The sequence below is a fragment of the Rhizobium aouanii genome (assembly GCF_037002925.1).
Lineage (GTDB): Bacteria > Pseudomonadota > Alphaproteobacteria > Rhizobiales > Rhizobiaceae > Rhizobium > Rhizobium aouanii.
In genome coordinates this window covers 19160-44362 of the sequence record NZ_JBAMYD010000030.1, presented here as the reverse complement: position 1 = coordinate 44362, position 25203 = coordinate 19160, and the positions used below count along the sequence as shown (strand labels likewise).

The 25203-nt window shown below is 62.5% G+C and carries 16 protein-coding genes and 2 pseudogenes; 6 read left to right on the top strand and 12 right to left on the bottom strand.

Features of this window, described 5'->3' with window-relative positions; all coding sequences use genetic code 11:
• Positions 1 to 147 precede the first annotated feature (147 nt).
• Entirely contained in the window at positions 148 to 468 is a 321-nt protein-coding gene (locus V8P77_RS33165) for a 2Fe-2S iron-sulfur cluster-binding protein (protein WP_003540151.1), read from the bottom strand.
• 262 nt (positions 469 to 730) lie between these two features.
• Positions 731 to 1114, bottom strand: coding sequence for an Hpt domain-containing protein (locus V8P77_RS33160; RefSeq protein WP_003540152.1), 384 nt, complete (start codon positions 1112 to 1114; stop codon positions 731 to 733).
• Positions 1115 to 1576: 462 nt separating this feature from the next.
• Here V8P77_RS33160 and V8P77_RS33155 point away from each other — a divergent pair, with 462 nt between their 5' ends.
• Positions 1577 to 8719, top strand: coding sequence for an apolipoprotein A-IV repeat region-like domain-containing protein (locus V8P77_RS33155; RefSeq protein WP_335916556.1), 7143 nt, complete (start codon positions 1577 to 1579; stop codon positions 8717 to 8719).
• Between the two features lie 154 nt (positions 8720 to 8873).
• Positions 8874 to 9434, top strand: coding sequence for a cysteine hydrolase family protein (locus V8P77_RS33150; protein WP_335916554.1), 561 nt, complete (start codon positions 8874 to 8876; stop codon positions 9432 to 9434).
• A gap of 54 nt (positions 9435 to 9488) precedes the next feature.
• Here the strand turns inward: V8P77_RS33150 and V8P77_RS33145 are convergent, their stop codons facing one another.
• Positions 9489 to 10238, bottom strand: coding sequence for an aminoacyl--tRNA ligase-related protein (locus tag V8P77_RS33145; protein WP_131642158.1), 750 nt, complete (start codon positions 10236 to 10238; stop codon positions 9489 to 9491).
• 371 nt (positions 10239 to 10609) lie between these two features.
• On the opposite strand from V8P77_RS33145, the gene V8P77_RS33140 reads away from it, so the two are divergent.
• Positions 10610 to 11485: a D-alanyl-D-alanine carboxypeptidase family protein gene (locus V8P77_RS33140; protein ID WP_077978304.1), complete on the top strand. Its 876-nt coding sequence runs from the start codon at positions 10610 to 10612 to the stop codon at positions 11483 to 11485.
• A gap of 27 nt (positions 11486 to 11512) precedes the next feature.
• On the opposite strand, the pseudogene V8P77_RS33135 reads toward V8P77_RS33140, so the two are convergent.
• The 5 genes and pseudogenes from V8P77_RS33135 to V8P77_RS33115 form a co-directional block, all read right to left on the bottom strand.
• Positions 11513 to 11683 (bottom strand): annotated as a pseudogene (locus tag V8P77_RS33135) (sensor domain-containing diguanylate cyclase); the annotation flags it as partial.
• A 42-nt stretch (positions 11684 to 11725) separates the two neighbouring features.
• On the bottom strand, positions 11726 to 12337 hold the full coding sequence (locus V8P77_RS33130; protein WP_027667687.1) for an ABC-type transport auxiliary lipoprotein family protein: 612 nt from the start codon (positions 12335 to 12337) through the stop codon (positions 11726 to 11728).
• A gap of 26 nt (positions 12338 to 12363) precedes the next feature.
• On the bottom strand, positions 12364 to 13734 hold the full coding sequence (locus V8P77_RS33125; protein ID WP_335916552.1) for an MlaD family protein: 1371 nt from the start codon (positions 13732 to 13734) through the stop codon (positions 12364 to 12366).
• 9 nt (positions 13735 to 13743) lie between these two features.
• On the bottom strand, positions 13744 to 14583 hold the full coding sequence (locus tag V8P77_RS33120) for an ABC transporter ATP-binding protein (RefSeq protein WP_335916551.1): 840 nt from the start codon (positions 14581 to 14583) through the stop codon (positions 13744 to 13746).
• Position 14584: 1 nt separating this feature from the next.
• Positions 14585 to 15754: an ABC transporter permease gene (locus V8P77_RS33115; protein WP_335916550.1), complete on the bottom strand. Its 1170-nt coding sequence runs from the start codon at positions 15752 to 15754 to the stop codon at positions 14585 to 14587.
• Positions 15755 to 15856: 102 nt separating this feature from the next.
• Here V8P77_RS33115 and dgcA point away from each other — a divergent pair, with 102 nt between their 5' ends.
• Complete coding sequence (gene dgcA, locus V8P77_RS33110) at positions 15857 to 16840, top strand: N-acetyl-D-Glu racemase DgcA (RefSeq protein ID WP_335916548.1); 984 nt, start codon at positions 15857 to 15859, stop codon at positions 16838 to 16840.
• Here the strand turns inward: dgcA and V8P77_RS33105 are convergent.
• A complete protein-coding gene (locus V8P77_RS33105) occupies positions 16792 to 18012 on the bottom strand; it encodes an MFS transporter (protein WP_335916546.1) in 1221 nt (406 codons plus the stop codon). The two genes, dgcA and V8P77_RS33105, sit on opposite strands and share 49 nt — an antisense overlap.
• 166 nt (positions 18013 to 18178) lie before the next feature.
• Positions 18179 to 19021 carry a UDP-2,3-diacylglucosamine diphosphatase gene (locus tag V8P77_RS33100; protein ID WP_003540170.1) on the bottom strand — a complete coding sequence of 281 codons (843 nt, stop codon included), beginning with the start codon at positions 19019 to 19021 and terminating at the stop codon, positions 18179 to 18181.
• A gap of 210 nt (positions 19022 to 19231) precedes the next feature.
• On the opposite strand from V8P77_RS33100, the pseudogene V8P77_RS33095 reads away from it, so the two are divergent.
• Positions 19232 to 19979, top strand: a pseudogene (locus tag V8P77_RS33095) (histidine phosphatase family protein).
• 65 nt (positions 19980 to 20044) lie between these two features.
• Here V8P77_RS33095 and V8P77_RS33090 read toward each other — a convergent pair.
• Both V8P77_RS33090 and V8P77_RS33085 read right to left on the bottom strand, forming a co-directional pair.
• Complete coding sequence (locus V8P77_RS33090; protein ID WP_335916545.1) at positions 20045 to 23197, bottom strand: multidrug efflux RND transporter permease subunit; 3153 nt, start codon at positions 23195 to 23197, stop codon at positions 20045 to 20047.
• Between the two features lie 5 nt (positions 23198 to 23202).
• Complete coding sequence (locus V8P77_RS33085; RefSeq protein WP_335916544.1) at positions 23203 to 24381, bottom strand: efflux RND transporter periplasmic adaptor subunit; 1179 nt, start codon at positions 24379 to 24381, stop codon at positions 23203 to 23205.
• 232 nt (positions 24382 to 24613) lie between these two features.
• Between V8P77_RS33085 and V8P77_RS33080 the strand changes: the two genes are divergently transcribed.
• Positions 24614 to 25180 (top strand): TetR/AcrR family transcriptional regulator, encoded by a 567-nt coding sequence (locus V8P77_RS33080; protein ID WP_335916542.1) that lies wholly within the window; start codon positions 24614 to 24616, stop codon positions 25178 to 25180.
• The last annotated feature ends 23 nt before the right edge of the window (positions 25181 to 25203 follow it).

Sequence of the window (25203 nt, the reverse complement as noted above, 5' to 3'; positions counted from 1 at the left end):
CGCTGGGTTCTCCTGGCGCGTTCCGAAGCCGCGGATGTTCCTCCCTCATCCGTAGGTAATGCGCCCGCCTCGCCTCGCTCGCTCTAGCGCGCGAGGCGTCTTTTTTGGTATCGAGTTTTTTAGGCGACGTTTGAAACGCAGTACGCGTCAGGCCTGGCGTTCCGGCACATGCACCACCAGCCCGTCATAGACAGCCTTCATCCGGATCTGACAGGACAGCCGCGAGGTCGGGCGCACATCGAAGGCGAAGTCGAGCATGTCCTCTTCCATCGCTTCCGGCTGGCCGACCTTCTCCGTCCACTCCTCGTCGACATAGACATGACAGGTCGCGCAGGCGCAGGCGCCGCCGCATTCGGCCTCGATGCCGGGGACCGAATTGCGCACGGCATTCTCCATCACGGTGGAGCCTTGGTCGACGTCGAGGTCGAAGCGCGTGCCGTCGAAGGCGACGATGGTAAGTTTGGGCATCAGGACTATTTCCGGTCTTCAAGTGGGTGGGCGGATTTTCTTCCGACAATTCGACGCATCAGTCAATATTGGGGAAATTTGCCACAGCCTCGCAGATCGGGCCTTCGCCCGCCGTCTTCAAAGCGTCATAAGGGACGTCGCAAAAAGACCCGCGGTCCCGCAATGGAACAATGGGCCTCGTTCGAACGCTATCCTATGCACGTCGCCCAAAAGTACGCAGCGGTTTTGGGACAACGACATGCGTCAGATAAAAACCTCGAGATCAGCCGCGGCAGAGCTTCAGGATGAAATTCTCAGCGTCGATGACGGCGGCGCCGAGCGCTGCCGTCGCGCCGGCATCGCCGCCGTTTTCCTCGACGGCTTCCGCCGTCTGCGACACGCGGAACGCGCCGACCGAGCTTGCCGCGCCCTTCAGCCGATGCGCGGCTGCGCCGATACGGATGGTTTCGCCGCTGGCAATGTCCTGGAGGCATGCGCGGGCCTGGCGCGCAAACATCTGAAGGACTTCGAGTTCCAGCGTCTTGTCGCCCATCGTCTGCTTTGCGAGATGCACCAGATCGATCGGCCGGACCTTGGAAGGACACGGTCCCTTTGCATTATCCGGCGCCTCGAATACGATGTTCAATGCTGCCATCTGGGCTGCCATTGCCAATTCTCCCGTCTCTGTCGTCTGCAGTTGCAACAGTTCTGCGACAGGAGGGTGGCCATCACGTTAAATTCCGGCACATTCCGGGCGGAAATCTCGCCATATGGTTAACGTCCGTTAAATATCCCTAAATTATTGGTTTTTAAGCCGTAGCTAGGATTCAAAGGTGTTAACAACGAGTTAACGAGCCATGAATCTCAAGCCTTCATTAATTGTGTGAAGAGCCCAGATGTGTCACTACGATACTGGTGGAGCGGGTTTATGGTACGCGCCTTTGCCGAGCGAGTGGATAATGGTAGTGTTTTGATACCTTCCGTTTGAAAAAGCGGCTATCTACTCTGAAATGACATGCTTATCCGTCCTTCGTTGGGATGGAGGGCTGGAACGGCAAAGTTGTTCCCGGGTGAGGCGGAAGCCCAGGATGCGCTGTCGGACTGGCTGACAGTAACGAGGCATAACCGAATGGCGAACAACAAATATAATGAGTCAATTGAGGACAAGGCGTTCAAGGCATTGGACGAGGCGCTCCAGATCGACTTTAGCAAGGATAACGTACCGTCTCGCCGCGGCGACGCGCCCCAGGCCCCGGAGGCTAATGTGTCTGATCCAGTAAATGCGCGTAACCAGCAGGCCCAGGAAGAAGCGCAGCGCCGCAGCCGCCGCGGTGCCGCTGGCGAGCAGGCTTCCAGGGGTCCGGCTTTCGCGCCCGCCAACGATGCCAGCCGCAATACGCCCGCCTCTATCCTGAAATCCTTTGACGGCGCCTCCAGCCGCTCGGCGGTGCGTACCGCCACCCTGTTTTCCGTGCTTTGGGTCATGGCCGGCCTCGGCCTGATGTCGCTGCTTTATGCTCCGCAGATCTGGCAGATCCGTTCGCTCGCCGATCTAGTCGCCCTGCCTGGCGTCATCGCCGGCCTCGTCGGCATCATCATTCCCGTGATGATGTTCTATGCCTTCGCCATCATGATCTCCCGCGCCCAGGACATGCGCAACGCCGCCCGCTCCATGGCAGAGGTGGCGTTGCGCCTGGCAGAGCCGGAAACCATCGCCTCCGAGCGCATCATGACCGTCGGTCAGGCCGTGCGCCGTGAGGTCTCGGCCATGAATGAAGGCATCGAGCGCACCATCGCGCGTGCCTCCGAGCTGGAAACGCTCGTCCATTCCGAAGTCAATGCGCTTGAACGTTCTTATGCCGACAACGAGTTGCGCGTTCGCGGCCTCGTCCACGAACTCGGCTCCGAGCGCGAGGCGATCGTCAACCATGCCGACCGTATCCGCACCTCGATCGGCACCGTCCACGACCAGTTGAAGGAAGAACTGTCGCTTGCGACCGAAGAGATCGCGGTGCGGCTTGCCACATCGGGCGAAGCCTTCGCCTCGTTGATCGACACACGCGCCGCGACGATCCTGGAAAAATCGGACAGCGCCCTGCAGTCGATGGGCAGCCTGCTCGCCGCCAAGACCGATACCCTGCTGCAGACACTGAACGCTTCGGGTTTCGCGCTGGCCACCGAATTCGACAACCGCCTCGAAGCCCTCTCCGTCAATCTCAACGATCATGGCGAAAGGCTGCTCAGCCAGTTCGAGACGCGCGCCTCGACCATGGATAGCAGCACCGAAAAGCTGAATGCGGCGCTGAACGAGCGTACGCACCAGCTCAACGAGATACTGATTGCGCGCACCCGCGAGATCAATGAGAGCCTGACGTCAGGCGAACGCACCATCGGCGGCACGCTCGACGACGTGCTGTCGAAGCTGAACAGCGCGCTCGACGAAAAGGGCGCAAGCTTCCGCCAGAGCCTGCAGACCACCGCCGATGACGCCGTCATGGATCTCGACGTGCGCTCCGGCTTCTTCGAGGAGCGGCTGCAGACGACCGTCGCCCAGCTGTCGACTGCCTTCGACGAACGCGTCTCCGAATTCACCAGCGCCTTCGACAAACGCACCGGTTCACTCGACACCAAGCTGATGGAGAGCCTCGCCCGTATCAACGAGACGCTGACCGGCGGCTCGGATTCGATCGACGGCATTCTGAGCTCCGGCATCGACCGGCTCGGTTCGTCGATATCAGACCAGTCGCTGGCGCTCGCCACCGCGCTCGCCACCGGCCACGAAGTGCTGGAAAGCACGCTCGGCAGCCGCGCGGACGAAATCACCAGCGCGCTCACCAGCCGCACCGGCGAGCTGACCTCTGCGCTGCAGAGCGCGACCTCGGAAATCGCGCTGGCGCTTGCGACCGGCACCTCCGAGCTGCAGAACAACCTTCAGACACGCTCGGCCGAATTCCGCGACACGCTGCGCACCACCACCACCGGTCTGGCGACTGCCGTCGCCGCTGGCACCGAGCAGGTGACCACTGCCTTCGGCGGTCGCGCCGAGGAATTGAGCAGCGTGCTTACCGCCCGTGCGGCCGAAATCAGCGAGGCGCTCGGCACGGCCCACGGCCGTATCGACAGCGTCATGGCAGAGCGCGGCGGCGCATTGATCGAGGCGCTGACCACCCATCACGGCCGCTTCGAGGAAGCGCTGACGACCCGCTCCGACGCCATCATCAATGCCGTCTCCGGCACCCATGACCGTCTTGCCGAGACGCTTGACGAAAAGGCGATGGCCCTTGCCATTTCCCTGAATGAAAGCCAGGCCCGCATCGAGGACACGCTCGAAACTCGGTCCGCTGCCCTGATGAACGCCGTCTCCGGCACCCATGACCGCCTTTCGGAAACACTCGACGAAAAGGCGATGGCGCTCGCCATTTCGCTCAACGAAAGTCAGAGCCGCATCGAGGATACGCTCGAGACCCGCTCCACCGCTTTCCTCAACGCCGTGTCGGGCACGCATGAGCGACTGTCGGAAACGCTGGATACGAAGGCGGCCGCCCTGACGGCTTCGCTCGACGAGCGCCATGCCCGCATCGAGGACGCGCTTGGAACGCGCGCCGAGGCACTGCTGAACACTGTATCCGGCACGCGCGACCGTCTTTCCGAGACGCTCGACGAAAAGGCGATGGCGCTCGCCATGTCCTTGAACGAGAGCCAGGCCCGTATCGAGGAGACACTTGAAACCCGTTCCGCCGCTCTGCTGAACGCCGTCTCCGGCACCCATGATCGCCTCTCCGAGACGCTGGACGGCAAGGCGGCAGCTTTTGCCACCTCGCTGAGCGAAGGCCATGCCCGTATCGAGAATACGCTCGAAACCCGCTCCGCAGCCCTGCTGAACGCCGTCTCGGGCACCCATGATCGCCTCTCCGACACGCTGGACGAAAAGGCGATGGCACTCGCCATCTCGCTCAACGAAACCCAGACGCGTATCGAAGACACGCTGGAAACCCGCTCGGCGGCCCTGCTGAATGCGGTCTCCGGCACGCATGACCGTCTGTCCGAGACGCTGGACGAGAAGGCGATGACGCTCGCCATCTCGCTCAATGAGAGCCAGTCGCGGATCGAAGACACGCTGGAAACACGTTCCGAAGCCTTCCTCAAGGCTGTGTCCGGCACGCACGACCGTCTCTCGGAAACGCTCGACGAAAAGGCGACGGCGATCGCCGCCTCCCTGAACGAGGGTCAGAGCCGCCTGCAGGATACGCTGGAGAGCCGCTCGGAATCCTTCCTGAATGCAGTCTCCGCCACCCACGACCGCTTGTCCGAGACACTCGACGATCGGGCGATGGCGCTTGCCATCTCGCTGAACGAGAGCCAGAGCCGTCTGGAGGAAACGCTGACAACAGGCGCCGATGCGATCACCAATGCGGTTTCCGGCACGCATGTTGGCCTGAACGGTGTACTCGACCAGAAGGCTGCCGCCCTCGCCGCCTCGCTGAGCGAAGGCCAGACCCGCCTCGAGGAAGCCTTGGGCCACCGTACCGCCGCGATCATCGGCGCCGTGACGGCAACCCACGATCGGCTCACCGATACGCTCGACGAAAAGACCATGGCGCTCGCCATTTCGCTCGATGATAACCAGAGCCGCTTCGACAGCGTGCTCGAAGCCCGCAGCAACGCCATCATGGAGGCCGTCTCCGGTGCCGAGGCACGAGTCGCCGGTGCCTTCTCCGACAAGACCGATGCGATCCGCACCGCCTATACCGACAATCAGCAGCGGCTCGAAAATGCGCTTTCCGAGCATAGCGCTGCCCTCTCGGGCGTTCTCGATGCCGGCGGCGCCCGCTTCGAGGATCTCGTCGGCGGCTTGACCGGCCGCATCGAAGGCCGCCTGACCGATGCACATACGCGGCTCGGAGGCCTCGCCGACGAGGCCGCGGCGCGCATCGAGGGCGGACTCGCCTCTGCCCATGAGCGCATCCGCACGACGCTCGAAGACCGCGCCAACGCCATCGACCTATCGCTGAACCAGGCCCATGCGCTGATCAGCGATACGCTTGCCGAACAGGCGACCAGCATCGGTACCTCGGTGGCGACGAGTGTCGGCATGCTCGAATTGTCGCTGGAGCACCGTGAGGTCGCGATCCGCCAGGCGATCGATGCCGGCGCCCAGACATTGGAAGATCGCATGCATGCAGGCGCCGGCCAGATCGCCGGCCGCTTCCAGGAGGCGGCAAGTGCGATTTCGAGCTCCACCCAGGATTTGTCCACCCATCTCGATCGGTCGGTAGAAAGCCTGACGGGCCGTTTTGAAGAAACCGGAGCGCGTGTGGAAGCCGGTCTTGCGGCGATCGAGACCCGCATCCGCGACGGCGTCGGCGGCGTTGCCGAAAAGGTCGAAGCGGCCAGCGGCCAGCTGTCCGGCGTGCTTGCCGACGGCGTCTCTCGTCTCGGCGCGCTCAGCAACGACGCCACGCAGCGCATCTCGGCGACGCTCGAAGGCAGTGCCGCAAACCTCACTCAGGCGATCGACAGCCGCACCGTCAATCTGGCCGAGACGCTGGACAGCCGCACCACCAGCCTGACCGGCGCCATCGATGGCCGCACCGCGAGCCTCGCCGAAACGCTCGACCGCGGCAATGAACGCATCGAGGAACGCCTCTCTACGATGGACCGTGCGTTGACCGTCGGCCTCGAGGCCGTCAACCGCACCATCGAAGGCAAGGCCGCTGGTCTCGCCTCGACGCTGCGCAGCGCAGTTGCCGACGCGGCCCAGGGAATGGAAGGCGAAGCGACGAGAACCACCGAACTGCTTGGCAAGACCGGCCAGCAATTCGCCGAGGATCTCAATGTGAAAAGCGACGAATTCACCCGCACCATGGATGAGCGCTCGTCGCAGATCGTCACTCGCGTCGCCGAAGCTCAGAACCGGCTGGCAAGCCAGGCCGCTGCCGTCGCCCAGACTTTCTCGGAAGCCGGCAACGCCATCGTCAACAAGGTCGCCGAGGCCGAGACCATCGTTGGCACGCAAGTCAATGCCATCTCCAAGGTGCTGTCGGATGCCGGCCAGTCTCTGGAGTCACGCGGTAACGCCATCCGCTCGACACTGTCGGGCGCCGGCAGCGAGATTACGGCCACCATGGCGGACGTCGACCGCGCGCTCGAAGCTCGCAGCAGCGCCATTCGCACCAATCTCGAGGAGCGTGCCCGCGAGATCGATACGACGTTCTCCGACATCGACCGGGCGCTCGAAGCGCGCGGCAACTCGATCCGCTCCACGCTCGAAGAGCGTACCCGCGACCTTAACTCGATGCTATCAGGCCGTTCGGTCGAATTGACGCGCATCCTCGACGAAACGGCCCGTCCGATCATCGACCGGTACACCGATGCCGGCGAGCAGGCCGCCGCCCGCATCACCGCTGCGGCCAACCTCAGCGCCGATCGTCTGCGCGCCGAAAACGAAGCGCTCGCCAGCGCCGTTGCCGCCCGAACCGAGAATGTCGCCAATGCCGTCAGCGCGATCGAGAACAGCTTGGTCGGCAATGTCAACGGCCTCGTCGAGCGCATGTCGGAAAGCAGTGCGGCGATGGCGATGATGATGAACCGCGCCGCTGAGCAGCTGGCCAGCGTCGACGGCCGTCTCGGAGATACCACCACGCGCTTTGCCGACTCGGCCACCAAGGCCGCCGAAATGGTCTCCGCCTCGACCAGGCTTCTCGAAGGCAAGGTCGATCGCCTCTCCGACATCTCGGGCCAGACGTTGGCACAGGTCGGCGGCATCATCGGCCGCTTCGACGAACACTCCAAGGTTCTGACCCAGGCCTCGCAGCTTCTCGGCGCCGCCCAGTCCAACCTCGCCTCGACGCTCGAGGAGCGCGAGAGCGCTCTGCAGACGCTCTCGGTCGGCCTCGTCTCGCGCTCCGCGGAGATCGAAAAGACCATGCAAGGCCTCGGGAGCATGATCGAGACCGTGTTCGAACGGGCAGAGCAACGCTCCAGCCAGGTTACCGGCAATTTGCGCGAGGGCGTGCAATCCTCCTTCGCCGATATTGGCCGCATTCTCACCGAAACCGAGAAGCGCGCCCAGGAAGCGGCAGAGACGATGCGCGAGGCAATCGCCCGCGCCGGCGACGAGGCCAATACGACGATCGACGGCACCTTTGCCAATGTCGAGCGCCGTTCCGGCGATCTCTCCAATCGCATTCGCGGCGGTCTCACGGCCTCGCTGTCGGAAGTCGAGCGCATGCTCGGCGAAGCCGGCCGCGCCTCCGACGGCGCCGCCCAGCACCTGCGCGAAGCGCTACGCGAAGCGATCGATGATGCCGTCGGCCGCTTCTCCGGAGCCACAGAGGATATCCGCCGCTCCGCCGCCGACATCCGCAGCGAACTCGACGCCACCCGCGCCGAACTGAAGCGCGGCGCCTTCGATCTTCCCGAGGAAGCCAAGGAAAGCGCCTCGGCCATGCGCCGGGCCGTCGCCGAGCAGATCAAGGCGCTGCAGGATATCTCCCAGCTCGTCGGCCGCTCCAGCCAGCAGCTTGAAATCTCCGAGCCCGTCGCCCGCACGCTCGCTCAGGTGCAGCCGGCCCCGCGTCCCGCCCAGCCGATCGCAGCCCAGCCGCCGCAGCCGGCAGCACCCCCGCCGATCGAAGCGACAGGTCTGCGCGGAACGATCGCACCGTCTGCGCCGGCCGCCGCCCCCCAGCGCGCCGCGCCGCCGCCTGCCCCCGCTCGCCAGGAAACAGGCCGCCCGGAAACAGGTCGCCCGGGAACAGATCGCCAAGAGCCGACTCGTCCGGAAAGCGGCGGCTGGATCAGCGATCTCCTGCGTGGCGCATCGCGTGAGGACGCCGCCGACGAGGCCGCGGCCGCCCGTGTTCCTGCCCGCCCGGCGGAAACTGCCGCACCGGCCGCGCGCAGCAATGACAGCCGTAATCCACGCCACGTCGTCGAATCACTGAACTCGCTCTCGGTCGATATCGCCCGCGCCATCGACCATGACGCCTCGGTCGATCTCTGGCGCCGCTATCAGCGCGGCGAGCGCGACGTCTTCACCCGCCGCCTCTACACGCTGAAGGGCCAGCAGACCTTCGACGAGATCAAGCGCAAATATGACCGCGAACCGGAGTTCCGCACCGCCGTCGACCGCTACATCGGTGATTTCGAAAAGCTGCTCGCTGACGTCGCTCGCACCGACCCGAACCGGACGGTAACGCAGTCCTACCTTACCTCGGATACGGGCAAGGTCTACACCATGCTCGCTCATGCCGCAGGCAGGCTCGGCTGATCCTGACTGGTACCCGCGATTGGAAAGCCGCCTGAACACGTGTCAGGCGGCTTTCGTTCTATAATGCGGGTGTGATTAGGCCTCTCTGCGGAGAAACGAAACAGGTATTCCCAAACGAAACCATCCGCCGTCCAGCTACGGAAACCTCCCAGAAATGACCAAGGCCCTTCTGATCATCGACGTGCAGAATGCGATCCTTAGCGACAAAGCCTCGCCGGAGCGACAACCTCATATTGATGCCGCACTTGATGAGACCATCGCGCGGCTGGCAGCACTACAGGAAAAAGCTCGGCAGGCGGGCGCGCCGATCATACTCGTTCAGCATGACGGCGATAGCGGCCATCGATTGGCTGTCGGCACGCCAGGTTGGGCGCTGCGCGACGAGGTCGCGCCGAGGCAGGCCGAGGTCGTTGTGCGCAAGAAAAGCGCCGACTCCTTCTTCGAGACCGACCTTGCCGAACGCCTGGACGAACGATCGGTCACCCACCTCGTCATCGGTGGATGCATGTCGCAATTTTGCGTCGACACGACAGTCAGGCGTGCCGTGTCGCTGGGATATGACGTGACGTTGATTGCCGATGGTCACACGACCGGTGACACGGCGACCTTGACCTTTTCCGAGATCATTGCCCATCACAACGAAACACTCGATGGTTTCGATGCGGGCAAGGCGACGGTAGAAATCCGTCCCGCCGCCGAGATAGCCTTTTCATAAATTTTCGGGCTGCAGGAGAACCGGGACTGCTTGGCAGCCCCGGCTTCCGATATCTCATCGATCGGCCGCTATGTTCCAGTTGTAGAGGCACCGATCGAGACCGATGGCGATCTCAAGCACCAGCACGTCATGGTCGACCGCCGCTCCCTTTTTGGGCTGCGACTGGTAGCGCTGCGGAAAGTCCGTGCGTCGGGAGATCGAGCAGACCTCCATCCACTTGTCGGCATTGTCGACCTCGATATCGACAGTCACCTCGGAATAGGCCGGAAGCCGGTCGGAGGGTACGATCCGCGTCGGCAGATGGATCAGCGATGCGATCATCCGGCGGACCGGCTCAAGGCAGGCGGCGTGATAGTCGTTGCCGCTGTCGGCCGTGTAGGCGCATTGAAATTCGAGCTGCCAGAATTCCTTCAGCCGCATGTGTTTGCTCGGCTGTTCCTGCTCGCGGCGATAGGATCTGCCGGCCTGCCAGACGCAGAGCGGCAGCCGTGTCTTCGAGTGATTGCCGAGAATATGCTGCATGTAGACGTAGGTCGACGGCGTGGTCTCCGGTCTCAGCACCAGCGCGATATCGCTGGTGGAGAGCTGTTCCTGGATCCAGATATCGGCGTTCGAATAGGCACTTGAAACCAGCGACCGCGGCATCAGCGCCGGCGCCTCGACCCTCCTGACATCCCAGGCCGGATTGACGGATCTGAGGAAGCTGCGGACCTCTTGCGAGAAGAAGCCGATCATATGATCGCGCAAATGGATCTCGCGCTCCTCCCAATGGACGAGCGAATTGACATGATAAATATTGAGCACGGTGCCTGTCTCCCTGGCAACCTTGATTGACGTGGTGAGGGGCTTTACGTCCAGCAGCGCGCCGGGCGCCTAGCGCCCTGACGTCACAGCAGGACGCGAAGACCTCGTCCGCCAAGAGCGCGCACAATCGCGACCTGCGGGCAGGTGCTGATATGACGGGAGAAGGTCACGCGCTTCATGCTCATGGTGCATTTTCTACGTGCCGTACGCATCATTGTCAAAACCGAAGAGGGTGAGACAAAAGGAATGAGCTGTGGAAGATCCTTTTTTATTGCCCGCTGTCCTTCATTCCGTCACAAACTTTTCTGATCCGCTCATATTCAAACAGAACGGCTCACTCCGCCATCCAAACGACAGAGACAGCAACATTGATGACCAAGACGACATCCCGGCTCCTCGCTACCGCGCTCTCTTCCTTTTTCCTGATGGGCGCTTTCACTCAGGTTCAGGCAGGCCAGGCAAGCTTCGTCGTGGATGCCCAGTCCGGCCAGGTCCTCGAAGGTTCCAATCAGGACGATCTGAACTATCCGGCGTCGCTGACCAAGATGATGACGCTCTACCTCGCCTTCGAGGCCCTCCATGACGGACGCCTCAACTGGGACCAGAAGCTCACCATGTCGGAAAATGCCGAGAGCAAGGAGCCTTTCAAGCTCGCTGTCGGCGCCGGCCGCAAGGTGACGCTGCGCGAAGCGGTCGAAGGAATCGTCGTGCTCTCCGCCAATGATGCGGCTGTGGCGATTGCCGAACAGCTCGGTGGCACCGAACAGGCCTTCGCCAAGACGATGACCGACAAGGCGCGCCAGCTCGGTATGAAGGATACGGTCTTCAAGAACCCGTCGGGCCTTCCCGATCCGGAGCAGGTCACCACGGCGCGGGACATGGCGACGCTCGGCGTTTCGCTGATGCGGGACTTCCCTGAGGAGTTCAAGCTCTTCTCCATGCGCGGCTTCCAGTTCCGCGGCATGAAGCTGCGCGGCCACAACAACCTCATGTATCGCTATGATGGCGTCGACGGCATCAAGACAGGCTACACCGATGCATCGGGCTACAACGTCGTGACCTCGGCCCTGAAGGATGGCCGCCGCGTGGTCGGCGTCGTCATGGGCGAAAAGACCGCGAGCATACGCGACGATAAGATGGCAAGCCTGCTGGACAGCACCCTGTCGCCGTCATCAAACGCCACAGCTTCCACCATACCGGGTAATCAGCCGGGAGCGACGATGACGGATTCGCAACCGACGAAGTAGATCGATGAGCGGAGACCTGCCGACAGGTTACCTGAAAGCCACTTCCAGATGCTGCCGGTCTTGCGCGATCACCCTGCAATTCGTTTCGAATCCTTCGCCTCTGATAGGCAGAATGAATTCCGAAGGAATGCCTGATGTATTCGAGACTGAAATGCCGGCGCTCTCCGAGCCGATGGCTTTGACGGTGCAGTCGATCGTCAAAGCAAGGCGCGGATCGAGGCGCCGTCGTGCAAACGCCGGTCAGATCAAGGGTAGCGTCCACGAGACGATCTCGGAGGCAACCGTGGAGAAGGCGCGGTCGAGGCCCTTGACGAAGCCTTCATTGTCACCGCCGGCCGGCGCCATGGCGCGGAACACCTTCTGGGCGCGCACCGAGCCGTTGCGGTCGTTGAGGATCTTGGCGGAAATTTCGACCACCGCCTGATTGCCGTTCGAAGCATCGATTTCGAAGGAGCGGATATCGGTGACGACCTGATAGTCGATCGCCAGCCCCTGCCCCGGCATGCCGACGCCGCCGAGCTTGCCGGAGTTCTCAAAGGCTTCCACCAGCTTCGACTGCACTATGCGCGGCAGCTTGTCGCCCCACTGCGCCTTTGAGAGATACTGGATTTCCGACGGCGAAACACGGATGACGATCTGCTCGCTGTCGAGCGACCTTAGCGCCGTCGGGCTGGCGATCAGGATCTGGCGGGATTTGGCCGCGGGTCCGCTGCCGTCGACGGCGGCGGAAAGATCATAAGTATCGTTCTTGGCCGCGGTGCCGCACCCGGAAAGGATCAGCGCCGTCAGCGGCAGCGCGATCACCGTTCCCCTGATCCAAGAACGGCGCGACAACAGATGCGATGCGACCATATTAGGCTACCCCTGACTTCCCAAGTTTAACGCCGCGTCCGGCCGTCATATTGCTTGACCGTGTCCCCGCCGAAGATCAGGCGTTGCGGATTGCGGTCGAAGTTGCTGATCGTATCGTTCAGATTGCTCACGGTTCCGCGCATGTCATTGATGAGAGTCTGCACGTCGCGCAAGCCACCGCTCGAGAATTTCTGCAGATTGTCGGCGATCGGCCCGATCCGCGAATTCAGGTTGTCGGCCACCTTCTTGAAGGATTCCAGCGTATTGCGCGCCTCGGCAAACAGCGATTGTGTATTGTCGGTTCCGAGCAGCGCATCGACCTTGATGAGAATGCCGTCGATGCGGGTCGACGCTGAATTCAGCTTGTTGGCAAGCTGAGAGACATCCTGGATCGTCTGGTCGATGTCCTTCTGGCGCAGCGAAACGGTGTTGGCGACATCACGGATCGAGGCGACGGCGGTACGCGCATCCTTGGTTGCCTGCGCGATGTCGTCGACAGAGCCCTTCACCTTCGCCGGATCGATCTGGGCAACGAGCGTATCGACGCGATCGAGCGTCGCCTGCGCCTGCTTGCCGAAATCGTTGAAGGTGGTGGCCGTCTGGTCGAACTTCTGGATCGCCCCTTTGAGGTCGCCTGAGGCATCGGCGACATTGGCGGTGATCTTCTCGGCATTGGAGACGATGTTGTCGATCTTCTGCGCGTCGACCGCCTTGACCAGCGATTCGACGGCCTGAAGCGTCGAATCGACACGGCCGGACACGGCCTTCACCGTATTGGAGAGCTCACCCACACTCTGCAGGAAGGCGTCGATATTGCCGGAATTCTTGGCAAGCGCATCCGAGAAGGTCTCGGCATTCTTGAAAGTCGCGGTCAGCGGCCCGCGCGAATCTTCGATAAAACCCTGAAGTTCGCCGACCGCGTCGTTGGCCCGATCGAGGATCTTGTCGGCCGTCGCCAGAAGATTGGTGACGCTCGACTGGTCGGCGACGATGACGGCGCGTTTGTTATTGTCGATCGCATGCTGGAGGATGCTTTCCTCGCCCTTGCGGCCGCCCGACAGTTCGATATAGGCAGCGCCGGTCAAGCCCTGGATTTCAAGGGCGGCCTTGGTCGAGGGGTAGATCGGCGCATCGGTGCGCACCTGGGTGAAGGCCAGCGAATATTGCGGATCGTCGGCATCGATCGACAGCGTCTGCACCGAGCCGATCTGGATGCCGTTGAAGCGCACCGGCGAGCCGACGCTGAGGCCGTTGGCTGAGCCCGGAATACGCACGATCAGCTCCGTCATCGGGCCGCCGCGGCCATATTCGGCCATCCAATAGACGAAGCCGAAGGCCGCCGCGATCACAAGCACCGTGAAAAAACCGACAATCGTGTAATTGGCTTTGGTTTCCATCTTATCCGGTCACTTCCCGCTGCTGCCGTGCCGCGCGCCATCGTCCTGCGGCACGATCGACCGCGCCCGCTTACCCTTGAAATAGGCCTGCACCCACGGATCGTCATAGGCCAGCATATCGTCGATCGTGCCTTCCACCATTACCCGTTTCTTTCCGAGCACGGCAATACGGTCGCAGACCGAAAACAGGCTGTCGAGGTCATGCGTCACCATATACACGGTCAGTCCCAGACTATCGCGCAGGTTGGCGATCAGTTCGTCGAATTCGGCCGCGCCGATCGGATCGAGACCCGAGGTCGGCTCGTCCAGGAAGACGAGTTCCGGATCCAGCGCCAGCGCGCGGGCAAGGGCGGCGCGCTTGATCATGCCGCCTGACAGTTCGGACGGATATTTGTCGGCAGCGTCGGCCGCGAGCCCCACCATGCGGATTTTCAGATGCGCCAGTTCATCCATCAGCGAGCGCGGCAGGTCGAGATATTCGCGCATCGGCACCTGGATATTTTCCTTGACCGTCAGCGACGAGAACAGTGCCCCCTGCTGGAACAGCACGCCGAGCCGCATGTCGAGCGCGTTGCGCTGCGGTTCGTCGAGCTCGTCGAAATCCTGGCCGAGGATCTTGATCGTGCCGGAGCGACGCGGCAGAAGCCGAAGCACGGTGCGCATCAGCACCGATTTACCGGTGCCCGACGCACCGACGAAGCCCAGGATCTCGCCGCGATAGATATTCAGGTTGAGATTGTCGAGCACGACTTTAGAGCCGAAGCCGACGGTGACGTCGCGCGCCGACAGCACGATATCCCTGCCCTGTTCTTCGCTTTCGATCGGTTGCTCGTCCACGCGGTCCGCCATGCTAGAAATCGATCGCTGCATAGAACATCGCGAAAAGCCCGTCCATTAAGATGACAACGAAAATCGCCTTCACCACCGCGGCCGTCACATGCTGGCCGAGCGATTCCGCGCTGCCGCCGACCTTCAGCCCCTCGACGGCGGCGACGATGCCGATAACCAGCGCCATGAAGGGCGCCTTGATCATGCCTGAGAGCACCGTCGACAGTGTCACCGCCTCGTGCAGGCGCGACAGGAAGTTGGCGAAGGTGATGCCGGAATAGCCCCAGGCGACAGCGGCAGCCCCGCCCAGCGACGCGAAATTCGCGAGCACCGTCAAAAGCGGCAGCGCAATGGTCAGTGCCACCAGCCGCGGGAAGATCAGTACGCCGATCGGGTTCAGGCCCATCACCTTCAGCGCATCGATCTCCTCGCGCATCTTCATCGAACCGATTTCGGCGGTGATGGCGCTGCCCGAACGGCCGGCGATCATGATCGAGGTCAGAAGCACGCCGATTTCGCGCAATTGCAGGATGCCGACGAGATCGACGACGAAAACCTCCGCGCCGAAATAGCGCAGCTGGAAAGCGCCCTGCTGGGCGATGATCGCCCCGATCAGAAACGACATCAACAGAATGATCGGAACGGCGCGAACGCCCATATGGTCGATCTGGTTGACGATGGAGGCCGGCGAAACGCCGCTGCCGCGGCCGAACTTCATCTGCGCGCCGCGCACCGCCGAGCCAAGGATATACATGGCGGCGGCGAAATTGTCCCAGACCTCATAGGTCATTTTGCCGATCGGCGCGAGGATGCGCGCGGCAAGCGAGACTTTCTCCGTCTGCTCCGGCTCGGGCTTGGCCGGCTCCTCGGAAAACATCTCGAGCATTTCGTCGATATGCGAGTTGGTGCCTTCGAAGCGAACCGCCCTCCCGCCGGCCTCTTCTTGTTTCTTCAGCCGGCACAGCAGCCAGATTCCGGCTGTGTCGATGTCCGAAATCTCCGAGAGGTCTACCGTCAGGTCGCCGGTCTTCTTCTGCAGGAGCTTTTCGAAATCGCGTAGCACCAGATGGATGTAGGCGCTGCGCCAATTTCCCTGAAGACGCACACGCTGTCCCGAGCCATCAGCCTGGTCGTTCACATCAAGTGAGGCGGCGTTGCGATTCTCGGCGTTCAAGATACTTGTGTCTTTCAAGGCTTACAGCGACATTGCCGAATCGCGAAGCAGATCGTTCGTCGCCCGGCGCGTCAATATACAGAAGCACCGTGCAATTTCCATGCTCGCAGGAGAGCAATAATGCCGCGCACCCTCGATATCCAGATGAATTCCTTTCCGATTGCCGGGACCTTCACCATCTCGCGCGGGGCAAAGACCGAAGCCGAGGTCATCACCTGCACGCTTGTCGAAGAGGGTGCGCGGGGGCTCGGCGAATGCGTGCCTTACCGCCGCTACGGCGAGACCATGGAGAGCGTTTTCGCCCAGATCGAGGCGGCGCGGCCGCTGATCGAGGCCGGCATCTCGCGCCACGACCTGCTGGCGGCGATGCCGCCGGGTGCGGCCCGCAACGCCGTCGACTGCGCCCTATGGGACCTTGAGGCGAAACGGACGGGAGACAGCGTCGCCGCCCGTCTCGGCCTTGCCGATCTGAAGCCGCTGACCACCGCCTACACCATCTCGCTCGGTGCGCCGGAGGTGATGGCCGCCCAGGCGGGCGAACATGCCGGCCGTGCCCTGCTCAAGGTCAAGGTCGGCACCGGCGACGATGAAAGCCGCATCCGCGCCGTCCGCGCCGCCGCGCCCGATGCCGCAATCATCCTCGACGCCAATGAGGGCTGGCCGGAAGCGGTGTTGGAGCGTCATCTCCATATCGCCGCGGAAGCAGGCATCGCCCTCGTCGAGCAGCCGCTGCCGGCCGGACGCGATGGGCTGCTCGCCGAAATCCACCGCCCGCTCCTCGTCTGCGCCGACGAGAGCGTCCACCACACCGGCGATCTCGCAAGCCTTGCCGACCGCTACGACGCGATCAACATCAAGCTCGACAAGACGGGCGGCCTGACGGAGGCGCTGGCGATGAAGGCCGAAGCCGAGCGGCTTGGATTCAGCATCATGATCGGCTGCATGGTCGGCACATCGCTTGCCATGGCGCCCGCCGTTCTGCTCGCCCAGAACGCCGATTTCGTCGATCTCGACGGTCCGCTGCTGCTTGCCCGCGACCGCGAACCCGGCCTGCGCTACGCTGCTTCCCTGGTCTTTCCGCCCGAAAGCACCCTCTGGGGCTGAAGGTAATAGGCTGAGATGACGAGGCCGAGGCCGACGAACGCCACCACGGCCATAACGTAATAGCTGACGACGCCGAGCCAGGCATAGAGATAACCCGACGCCAGGGTCATCAGCGCCATTGCCATGCCGACATAGAAGAAATAGGCGCCCTGGGCCGACGATTCCTGCGTCTCCTGCACCGTCGCCACGATCCGCCGCTGAACGCCGGTATGCACGAAGGCGTAGGTGAAGCCGTGGAAACATTGCAGCAGAAAAAAACCAGCAAATCCCGTATTCATCGGAAACAGGATCCAGCGGCAGACGCTGATGGCGCAGCCGAAGCGGATCAGCGTCCAGGCGTCGAAGCGCCGGCTGAGGCGCTTCGACAGGAAGAACACCGTCACTTCCGAAGCGACGCCAGCGCTCCAGAGCAGGCCGACCTCGGTGCCGGAAAAGCCGAGGTGGTGCCAATAGATAGAGGAGAAGGCGTTGAGCACCGCATGGCTCGATTGCTGGATGGCAACGCCGATCAAGAGCAGCAGCAGGTGCGGCTCGCGCAGGCCGCTGCCGGTGGCGGCCGGAAGATCGATCGGCTGGCCCCGCCGCCGCGTCGGCCCGATGCGCGGGCAGAAGGCTGCCATGACCACGGTCATGATAAAGCCGAACACCATGATCGGCAGTACCATCCCCCCGCCCCACTGGTTGATGAGTTCGCCGCCAACCAGCGTCGAAACGATGAAAGCAATCGAGCCCCAGACCCGCATCGATCCGTAATCGAGCCCCCAGCGGCGCACGCCCGATATGACGATCGATTCGACGACCGGCACATAGGGCGCGAAGGTGGCGCCCTGTAGCGTAAAGACGATGAAGACAGGCCAGAAAGTCGTCGTCCAGTAAAGTGCTACCGCCGTCAGCAGCGACAGGCCGCCTGACCAGAGCAGCACGTCGGCGCGCTCCTTCATGCGGTCGGCGATCATGGCGACAACAGGCGCCACCAGCACGCGCACCACCATAGGAACGGCCAGGATGACACCGATTTCATGGTCGCTGAAGCTGTGGCCCGCAAGCCAGACGGGGAAGAACGGCAGGACGACGCCGTTGACGAGCAGCGGCGCGCAATAGGAAAGCGCACTGAGCAGCCGGAAGCGCGGCGGCGCTCCCTCACCCGTCGGGGAATTTTGAGCGGGAATCATGGGTGGACCTGAAGGAAACTGGTCGTTGTCCTAACACACCACCCTGGAAGCGACTATTGCGAGAAATAGCCGTTCTGAAACGTTTTAGAAAATAAAATAGGGCCTGTCGCCTAACGGTAACGGCTAAATTCGATGGAGCGCAGGCGCGGATGCGCCGGCGCCAAAATCAGGCGGCCTGCGGGGCCAGCTCACCCTCGTCATGCATTTCGATGGCGGCAAGCGCCGGCACGCTGCTGGCAAGCGACCGCCAGGTGATCAGTTCGAAGGTACCGTCCTCGTGCTCGGCGACCGCCGTGCAGCTTTCAACCCAATCGCCGGTGTTGATGTAGCGGATGCCGTCCATATCCTGGATGATGGCATGATGGATATGTCCGCAGATGACGCCGTCGGCGCCGTTTTTGCGGGCTTCCTCGGCCACGACGCGCTCGAATTCGCCGATGAAGTTGACGGCATGCTTGACTTGGAGCTTCGCCCAGGCCGAGAACGACCAGTAGGGCATGCCGAGCCGGCGGCGCACTGCCGCCAGGATGATGTTGATGCGGATCGCCGTGTCATAGGCCCAGTCGCCGAGATAGGCGAGCAGTCGCGCATTGCGGACGACGACATCGAATTCGTCACCGTGCAGGATCAGGTATTTCTTGCCGTCGGCGCCGTCATGCATCATGCGCTCGACGACCTCGATGCCGCCGAAATGCATGCCCGGGAAGGCTCGCAGGAATTCATCGTGATTGCCGGGAATATAGACGACGCGCGTGCCCTTGCGCGCCTTGCGCAGCAGCTTCTGGACGACGTCGTTGCAGACCTGCGGCCAATACCAGCTGCGCTTCAGGCGCCAGCCGTCGACGATGTCGCCGACGAGCACGATCGTATCGGCCTCGTGGTGACGCAGGAAATCCAGCAGGAAGTCGGCCTTCGCGGCCTTCGAGCCGAGATGGACATCGGAAATGAAGAGCGTGCGGAAATGTCTGGGTTCCATCATGTCTTTCACGAGCTGCCGCTCATGTCCCATCTTTCATCTAACCTTCCAAAATCAGACTCGTGTTTCAGGAAGATGACAAGCTGGGGAAAAGCCCTGCAAACCTGTTCATCCCGCGCTGGCAGAATGCCTGTCGCCGCGCGGCCGCATGGCCGTCGCCGCACGGCCAGGCGACAATGTTGCTGTGCGCATTCAGGGCGTTCATGATGGCGGCGATTCATATTCGACAATGCGGGATGGCTGATGCGTCTCTTTCTCGTTCGCCACGGCGAATCCCTCGGCAACATCAACGAACAGGCCTATCGCCAATTCGGCGATCACAACGTGCCGCTGACGCGATGGGGCCATCGGCAGGCTCTCGAGGCAGGCGGCGTGATCGCGTCCTATCTCAAGGCATTGCCGAGCGCGGGTTTCGGCAAGCTGCATATCTGGTATTCGCCCTTTCTCAGGACCCGGCAGAGCAAGGATGCGCTGCTCGAAGCCCTGCCGGAAAGCTTCGTCGGCGATCAGGGAGGATTATCTGCTGCGTGAGCAGGATTTCGGTCTCTTCACCGAAATCTACGACCACGCCGAACAAAAGCAGAAGTTTCCCGACGAGTTCGAAAAATGGGCAAGGCTGCGCAGCAACAGCGGCAAGTTCTACGCACGGCCGCCGGATGGCGAAAGCCGGGCGGATGTGGCCCAGCGGGTGCGCCTGTTCCTGCAGACGGTCATGTACGACGCCGAAAATAGCGACCGCAACGTCGTGATCGTCGGTCATGGCGTCACCAACCGGGCAGTCGAAATGAATTTCCTGCACCGCCCTGTCGAGTGGTTCGAGCGCTCCGACAATCCCGGAAACGCCGATATCACCTTGATCGAGGGGACGCGCTCGCAAGGATACGAGTCAATCCTGCTGCATCAGGCCGCCGACCGGCAGCCGGGACAGGAAGGCGAACTGCGCGAAGCCTATGGCGCCGACGTGACGATCACGCCGAAGCCGACTGTATAACTCCTGAAATCGGACCGGCGCAACGGTGCGGCGGGTTGCGCAAGGCAACCCGCCAACTCTTCACCTCAGGTCGGCGACGTGACGGTTGCCGGCTCCTGCCCGGCCGGCGCCTCCTCGTTTACAGTCTCCGGCCGCTTCGTCCTCAAGAGACGCAGCACGAAGACGAAGAAGACGGGAACGAAGAAGATCGCCAGCACCGTCGCCGAGATCATGCCGCCGAGTACGCCCGTGCCGATGGCATTCTGGCTCGCCGCACTTGGGCCGGTGGCGATTGCCAGCGGCACCACGCCCAAAGTGAAGGCGAGCGAGGTCATGATGATCGGCCGGAAGCGCAAACGGGCGCCTTCGATCGCGGCATCCATCAGCGATTTCCCTTCGGCAAAGCCGTCCTTGGCGAATTCGACGATCAGGATGGCGTTCTTCGCCGACAGTCCGATTATCGCGATCAGGCCGACCTTGAAGTAGATGTCGTTGGACATGTCGCGGCTCATCACCGCGAGCACGCAGCCGATGACGCCAAGTGGCACGACCAGCATCACCGACAACGGGATGGACCAGCTCTCGTAAAGCCCCGACAGCAGCAGGAAGACGAAAAGGATGCTGAGGCCGAAGAGGAACGGCGCCTGCGATCCCGATCTGAGCTCCTCCAGCGACTGGCCGGTCCATTCGAAGCCGAAGCCGTCGGGAAGTTCGGCGGCCAGCCGCTCCATTTCGGTAATCGCCGCCCCCGATGAATATCCCGGCGCAGGAGCGCCAGAGATACGCACGGAAGGGTAGCCGTTATAGCCGACGATCTGCGCCGGTCCCTTCTGCCATTCGGCAACGGCGAAGGATGATAGCGGCACCATGCCGCCGCTCGCATTGCGGACATTGAGCTTCATCAGGTCTTCCGCCTGAAGCCTGCTCTTGTCCTGCGCCTGCACGATGACGCGCTGCATGCGGCCCGAATTCGGGAAGTCGTTGACATAGCTCGAGCCGAGATTGGCGGTGATCGTGCTGTTGATGTCGGCGAAGGCGACGCCGAAGGTATTTGCCTTTTCACGATCGATGACGAGCGCGAGCTGGGCGGAGTCAGGCATGCCTTCCGGTCGGATGCCCGATATGATGGGGTTCTGCGATGCCTTGCCGATCAGCATTCCCGCCGCCTCGGTCAGTGCCGCCTGGCCTTTCCCCCCGCGATCCTGAAGGCGGAAGGTGAAGCCGTTGGTCGTGCCGAAACCTTCGATCGGCGGCGGTGACAGCGCGAAGGATGTGGCGTCCTTCAGCCCAAACAGCTGCATGTTGGCGCGGTTGGAGATGTCCTGCACCGAATTGCCGGCGCCGCGTTCGGCCCAGTTCTTGAGCGTGACGAACACCAGGGCGGCGTTCGGTCCTTGCCCGGAGAAGCTGAAGCCCTGGATCGCAACGACGTTGGCAACGGCCGGTTCCTTCTTGAAGATCGCTTCGATGCTTTCAAGCGAGGCCACCGTGCGGTTGCGGCTCGCCTCCGGCGGTCCCTGCACGTCGACGATCAGGAAGCCCTGATCCTCATCCGGCACGAAGCTGCTCGGCAGGTTGACGAAAAGATAGCCAAGGCCGATGAGCAGCGCAACATAAACGGTCATGACCCGCCAGGAACGCTTGGCCAGTCCGCCGACCGTGCGGGCATAACGCCCGGTCAGCCGGTCGAAGTTGCGGTTGAACCAGCCGGCGATGCCTTTCTTCTCGTGATGACCCTTGATCGGCTTCAGGAAGGTGGCGCAAAGCGCCGGGGTTAGCGACAGCGCCAGGAAGGCCGAAAACAGGATGGATACGACCATCGTCAGGCTGAACTGGCGGTAGATGATGCCTGTGGAGCCCGGGAAAAACGCCATTGGCACAAAGACGCAGGAGAGGACCAGCGTAATCCCGAGGATCGCGCCGGTGATTTGCCGCATCGCCTTCTTTGTCGCTTCTTTCGGTGACAGCCCTTCCACCGCCATCAGCCGCTCGACGTTTTCCACCACCACGATGGCGTCGTCGACGAGAATGCCGATGGCAAGCACCATCGCGAACATCGTCAGCACGTTGATCGAGAAGCCGGCGGCAAACATGACAGCAAGCGTCCCGAGCAGTGCGACGGGCACGACGAGCGTTGGAATGATCGTGTAGCGGAAGCTCTGCAGGAAGATGAGCATGACGACGAAGACAAGCGCGACGGCTTCTGCGAGCGTATGCGCCACCTTCTCGATCGATGCCGAGACGAACGGGCTGGTATCATAGGGAACGGAATATTCGACGCCATCAGGGAAGAAACGCGAGAGCTCCTCCATCTTCGCCTTGACCAGGTTGGACGTATTGACGGCATTGCCCGTCGACGACAGCTGGATGGCGATGGCGGCACTCGGCTGCCCGTTCAAGCGGGTGGAGAAGCTGTAGCTCTCGCTGCCCTCTTCGATGCGCGCGACGTCGCGCAGCCTGACGTTCGATCCGTCGGCATTGGCGCGCAGCACGATGTCTCCGAACTCCTTGATGTCGGTCAGCTGCCCCTTCACCAGCACCGTCGCCGTCAGGTCCTGCGAGATCGGATTGGGTGCTGCACCGATCTGGCCTGCCGCCACCTGGGCGTTCTGCGCCGAGATCGCCGCGCTGATGTCGGACGCGGTGAGATTCAGGCCGACCATCTTGTCGGGATCGATCCAGATGCGCATCGCCCGCTGCGAGGCAAATAGCTGGGCGCGGCCGACGCCCTCGAGACGGCGCAGCTCGCCGATGACGTTTCGGTTGAGATAGTCGCCGAGCGCCACCTCGTCGGTCTTCCCGTCCGTCGACGTCAGCGAGATGAACATCAGGAAGCCCGACGACGCCTCCTCGACCGTAATACCCTGATCCTTGACGGATTGCGGCAGCCGCGGTTCGACGCGGCGGATGGCGTTCTGAACGTCGACCGAGGCCTGGTCGATATCGGTTCCGGCCGCAAAGGTCGCGGTGATCGTCATCGCACCCGATGTATCCGACGTCGACTCGAAATAGGAAAGGTGCTCGACCCCGTTCAGCTCTTCTTCGATCTGGCGGGTGACGCCCTGATAGATATCCTGCGGCGAAGCGCCGGGATAGCTGGTGGTGATGCTGAGCTGTGGCGGCGCGACCTTCGGATATTGCGCGACCGGCAGGAACGGCAGCGCGATCAGACCGGCGAGGGAGATGAAGATCGCAAAGACCCAGGCTAGGATCGGGCGATCGATAAAGAAACGTGCCATCGACCTTACTCCGGCTTCTTGGCGTCACCGGACGCGAGCTGGCCATCCCGCCACTCTTCCGGCGCGACCTTTGCACCCGGCTGCAGCTTCTGGCTGCCGTCGACAACGAGACGCTCACCGGATGACAGGCCGCTTTCGACCACCCATTCATTGCCGAAGGATTGACCGAGCTCCACGTCACGCGGCTGTGCTACGTCTCCCTCCTGGACGACGTAGACCTGCGCCTTGCCGTCGGCCGTGCGGATGACGGCGCGCTGCGGGATGAGGATTGCCTTCTCACGGACGGCCTGTTCGATGCGGACCCTGATGTAAAGACCCGGCAGCAGGTCGCCCTTGGGATTGGGGAATTCACCGCGGAGGGTGACCTGGCCCGTCGTCGCATCGACGCTGGCGCTGCTGAAGAGCAGCTTACCGGCTTCGCCATAGACCGTGCCGTCATCGAAGACGAGCTTGATGTCGGCCTTGCCTGGTTCGGTCGATGTGAGGCTGCCGTTCTCGACCGCCCGCTTCAGCGCCAGCAGGTCCCCGGAGGATTGCGTGAAGTCGGCATAGACGGGGTCGATCTGCTGGATCATCGCCAGCGCATCGCCGGCGTCGGCCGTCACCAGCGCGCCTTCCGTCACCAGCGCGCCGCCGATGATGCCTGATATCGGTGCGCGGACTTCGGTATAGCCGAGATTGATCTTCGCTTCGTCGAGTGCTGCCTGCGCCAGCGCGACATCGGCATCGGCCTGGGCAAGGGCGACGGCTGCCGCATCATATTCGATACCGCTTGCAACATCGCGGTCGCGCAGCGACTTCTGCCGCTCCAGCTGCTGGCGGGCATTCAGCTGCGTCGCCCTGGCGCGCTCGAGGCTTGCCTCGGCACTCGCCACGCGGACCCGGAACAGCGCCGGATCGATCCGGTAAAGCACGTCACCCTGGTGAACGAGGCTGCCCTGCTCGAAGACCCGTTCCTGCAGGATGCCGGAAACCCTGGCCCGCACTTCGGAAACGCGCGTCGCTGCAATACGGCCCGGCAGCTCGCTGATAACGGGAACCGGACGCGCGTTGAGCGTCAGGACGCTGACGGCTGCTGGCGGCATCGTGCTGCCTTCCTGTGCGTAAGCCGGCAGGCCGGCACCGAATATGAGCGCCAGGACAAGCGTATAACGCAATGATTTCGTTCGAAAAAGCATGTTCATTAGCCTTCCTGCTGGTCCCGCTGGGGTCCAAAAAAGCACAGCCCGCCGAAATGACGTTCGGCGGGCCTCCTCAGCCGACAGATAGTCGATCTTTTTTTGCATTGCAAGATACCTACCGGTAGGTATGATAGCATTATCATGATCGGAACTTCCATGGCCCGGCGATCCCGGGAGTGATACTGATCTTTCTCGGGCCGCCTCGGCGCGAAGCTTCTCGAACACAGGTCATGCATTGGTAGATAGCCCCCGCAACAGAAAGAAACAGCCGGACGTCGTGCGGCAGGCTCTTCTCGATTGCGCCACCAAGCTGGCGCTGGAATATGGTCTCGCCGCCGTTAGCCTGCAGGCGGTCGCGAGTGCCGCCGGCGTGACCAAGGGAGGTCTGTTTCATCACTTCCCCAATAAGCAGGCGCTTATAGAGACCGTGTTCGACGGCATGATGGAAAGCCTCGATCGCGAGATCGACGAGGAGCTTGAAAAGGATAAGGGCGGCCATGGCACATTTACCCGCGCCTATGTCCGCACCCTGTTTGCCGACCGCGCCCTTAACAACAGCCCGTGGTCGGCGCAGACGATGACGGTGCTCGCCGACCCCTACTCCAAGAGCCTCTGGCACAGATGGATGAATGACCGGCTGGTCAGGCACGCCGAAACCGACATGGGAATGCGGCTCGAGATCGTTCGCCTGGCGGCGGACGGCGCATGGCTTGCCCATGTTTTACGGCCTGACGACAATGCCGCGTCCGACGACGCGGTTCTGCTGCGCGAATTGATCGAACTCACTGGGGGTGATAAGTGATTGGCGCCTCATCCCGCGCCCGG

What these genes read in the sequence shown, in the direction of transcription:
- V8P77_RS33160 (WP_003540152.1), bottom strand. Translation starts at nt 1,114, where the DNA reads ATGGCAGCCCAGATGGCAGCATTGAACATCGTATTCGAGGCGCCGGAT.
- V8P77_RS33140 (WP_077978304.1), top strand. Translation starts at nt 10,610, where the DNA reads ATGACCAAGACGACATCCCGGCTCCTCGCTACCGCGCTCTCTTCCTTT.
- V8P77_RS33120 (WP_335916551.1), bottom strand. Translation starts at nt 14,583, where the DNA reads ATGGCGGACCGCGTGGACGAGCAACCGATCGAAAGCGAAGAACAGGGC.
- dgcA (WP_335916548.1), top strand. Translation starts at nt 15,857, where the DNA reads ATGCCGCGCACCCTCGATATCCAGATGAATTCCTTTCCGATTGCCGGG.
- V8P77_RS33155 (WP_335916556.1), top strand. Translation starts at nt 1,577, where the DNA reads ATGGCGAACAACAAATATAATGAGTCAATTGAGGACAAGGCGTTCAAG.
- V8P77_RS33100 (WP_003540170.1), bottom strand. Translation starts at nt 19,021, where the DNA reads ATGGGACATGAGCGGCAGCTCGTGAAAGACATGATGGAACCCAGACAT.
- V8P77_RS33105 (WP_335916546.1), bottom strand. Translation starts at nt 18,012, where the DNA reads ATGATTCCCGCTCAAAATTCCCCGACGGGTGAGGGAGCGCCGCCGCGC.
- V8P77_RS33150 (WP_335916554.1), top strand. Translation starts at nt 8,874, where the DNA reads ATGACCAAGGCCCTTCTGATCATCGACGTGCAGAATGCGATCCTTAGC.
- V8P77_RS33165 (WP_003540151.1), bottom strand. Translation starts at nt 468, where the DNA reads ATGCCCAAACTTACCATCGTCGCCTTCGACGGCACGCGCTTCGACCTC.
- V8P77_RS33085 (WP_335916544.1), bottom strand. Translation starts at nt 24,381, where the DNA reads ATGAACATGCTTTTTCGAACGAAATCATTGCGTTATACGCTTGTCCTG.
- V8P77_RS33125 (WP_335916552.1), bottom strand. Translation starts at nt 13,734, where the DNA reads ATGGAAACCAAAGCCAATTACACGATTGTCGGTTTTTTCACGGTGCTT.
- V8P77_RS33130 (WP_027667687.1), bottom strand. Translation starts at nt 12,337, where the DNA reads ATGGTCGCATCGCATCTGTTGTCGCGCCGTTCTTGGATCAGGGGAACG.
- V8P77_RS33090 (WP_335916545.1), bottom strand. Translation starts at nt 23,197, where the DNA reads ATGGCACGTTTCTTTATCGATCGCCCGATCCTAGCCTGGGTCTTTGCG.